Origin of the sequence: Kitasatospora putterlickiae (genome assembly GCF_039527695.1) — a bacterium.
In the GTDB taxonomy this organism is placed as follows: Bacteria; Actinomycetota; Actinomycetes; order Streptomycetales; family Streptomycetaceae; genus Kitasatospora; species Kitasatospora putterlickiae.
This window is the reverse complement of sequence record NZ_BAAAKJ010000229.1, coordinates 4,687-7,130: the sequence shown is the minus strand read 5'-3', so window position 1 is coordinate 7,130 and position 2,444 is coordinate 4,687. Positions and strand designations below refer to the sequence as shown.

Genomic DNA, 2,444 nt, shown 5'->3' with positions numbered 1-2,444 from the left:
TGCTCGCGGCTTGATCAACTCGCCACGTGTGGCAACGCCCCTCGAATTCGCCGAGCAGGTCAGGGGGCCTTGGTGGTGGTGTCGTCCGCGGGCCGTACCGGGGACGGTATCGGCGTGGCGGCCTTGTAGCCGGCGGAGGTGGGGTCGGAGAGGGCGGAGGGCGGGGCCGGGTCGGTTCCGGGGGCCGGGACGGCGGCGGTGGCCAGCACCGCGGCGGCGGCCGTTCCGGTGCCGGTGCCCGCGGGGGCGGGCAGCGGCAGTTCCTCCTTGACCTTGATCCCGGCCTCGTCCAGGGCCGTCTTGACCCGCTGGCGCAGCGCCCGCGCCACGCTCAGCGACTTGCCCGGGGCGGTGCGCGCCTCGACCCGCACCACCACCGAGTCCGCCGCGACCGACTCCACGCCCAGGATCTTGAACGGCGCCCAGACCAGCTCGTCGAACGGCGCCTCCTTGGACATCGCCTCGGCGGTCTCCGTGATCAGCGCCTCGACCCGCTCCAAGTCCTCCTTGTAGCCGACCTGGACGTCCACCGAGGCGGTCGACCAGCCCTGGCTCATGTTGGCGATCCGCTTCACCTCGCCGTTGCGGATGTACCAGATCTCGCCGCCCGCGCCGCGCAGCTTGGTCACCCGCAGGCCGACCTCCAGCACCGTGCCGCTGGCCACCCCGGTGTCGATCTCGTCGCCGACGCCGTACTGGTCCTCCATGATCATGAAGACCCCGGAGAGGAAGTCGGTGACCAGGTTGCGGGCGCCGAAACCGATCGCCACGCCGGCCACACCGGCGCTCGCCAGCAGCGGCGCCAGGTTCATCCCGAGCGCGGAGAGCACCATCAGCGCCGCCGTGCCCAGGATGGTGAACGACGCGACGCTGCGCAGCACCGAGCCGATCGCCTCCGCGCGCTGCTGGCGCCGTTCGGGGTTGACCACCCCGGTGTTGGCCAGCAGTCCGCCCAGCCGGCTCGGCTCGTCCTCGCTCTCGCCGGGCCTGATCATCCGCGTGATCAGCTGGGTGATCACCTTGCGCACCATCGCCCGCAGCACGAGCGCCAGCACGACGATGAAGACGATCCTGATCCCGCCCGCGAGCCAGTCCTGCCAGTTCTCGTCGAACCAACCGGCGGCCTGCCGGGTGGTTTCGGAGACCTCCTGCGCGCTGGTCGGGATTCTCAGGTCGGGCAACTCCGGGGCGGTGGGAGTGGGGGAGGGGGCGGGCGTCGTGGCGGACGCGTCGGCGAGGAGGCCGGCGGCACCGGACCGGAACACGTGCGGGACCTTCCTGCTGGGGTCGTGGCACGGCCTGCCGACGCGAGGCGCACCGCCCCTGGCCTGCGGACCGTCCCCCATACCCTAGCCGCCGCCCGGCCGGCACCCCGACGCGCCGATCGGCTGTTCGGAGGGCGCGCGGATCCGCGCGAACGCCCCGTCCGCACCTCTGAGCGCTGTTTTCCGCACTGCTCCGACCGGCCCAGCGGTACCCCGCCGGGGCACCGGAGTGCAACCCGCTCCTCCCCCGGGCATACCGGGTATGACAGAAGCCACACCCGGAGTTCACGTCAGGTCCGTTACACAGGAGTGGTGGCGCCGTACGAAGGCGTAAGGCGACACTGGGGGAGATCACGCACCCGTTGCGCGATCCAACCGCTCGTCCCGGCGCGAGCCACGCGCCGCAGGCGTCCAAGGAGGCATCCGTGCCGCATGTCCTGGTCCTCAACGCGTCGTACGAGCCACTCGGCGTCGTATCGATGCGCCGCGCACTCATCCTCGTCCTCAATCACAAGGCGGTCAGCCTGGAGGACTCGGGTGTCACTCTGCACAGCGCCACCAGCGCCCTTCCGGCGCCGTCCGTCGTCCGTCTGACCCGCTTCGTGCGGGTTCCCTTCTGCGGGCCCGTCCCGCTCACCCGCCGGGCGCTGTTCGCCCGCGACCACGGCCGTTGCGTCTACTGCGGGGCCGCCGCCACCAGCGTCGACCACGTCATCCCGCGCAGCCGGGGAGGCCAGCACCGGTGGGACAACGTGGTGGCGGCCTGCCGCCGCTGCAACCACACCAAGGCCGACCGCCACCTCACCGAACTCGGGTGGCGGATGAAGCGACCACCGGCGCCGCCGACCGGACTGGCCTGGCGGATCATCGGCACCGGCATCAAGGACCCGCGCTGGCGGCCCTACCTGGAGCCGTACGGCGGAGCCGACCAGCTGCGCGCCCCGCAGTGGGGCGAGTACGAGCACCACGACCATACCGAGGCCGCCCACCCGGTGCCGCTCGGCCGGGCGCACGCCGCCCACCCCGCCCCCGCCCGCCGCGGAGAGCAGAAGGAACCGCTCTCCGCCTGACCTCCGAAGCCTGACCCCCGAAGCCTGACCTCCGACCGAACCACAAGGGCTTGCCCGTCACATCTCCCGGTACGCCTCATGGGCCGCCGCGCACCCCCCAGCCGGGGAG

The 2,444-nt window shown here is 72.4% G+C and carries 2 protein-coding genes; one reads left to right on the top strand and one right to left on the bottom strand.

Features of this window, described 5'->3' with window-relative positions:
* Positions 1-59: 59 nt before the first annotated feature.
* Entirely contained in the window at positions 60-1,181 is a 1,122-nt protein-coding gene (locus ABD308_RS23175; protein ID WP_344338176.1) for a mechanosensitive ion channel family protein, read from the bottom strand.
* A gap of 509 nt (positions 1,182-1,690) precedes the next feature.
* Here ABD308_RS23175 and ABD308_RS23170 point away from each other — a divergent pair.
* Complete coding sequence (locus tag ABD308_RS23170; protein WP_344338169.1) at positions 1,691-2,335, top strand: HNH endonuclease; 645 nt, start codon at positions 1,691-1,693, stop codon at positions 2,333-2,335.
* Positions 2,336-2,444 lie beyond the last annotated feature (109 nt).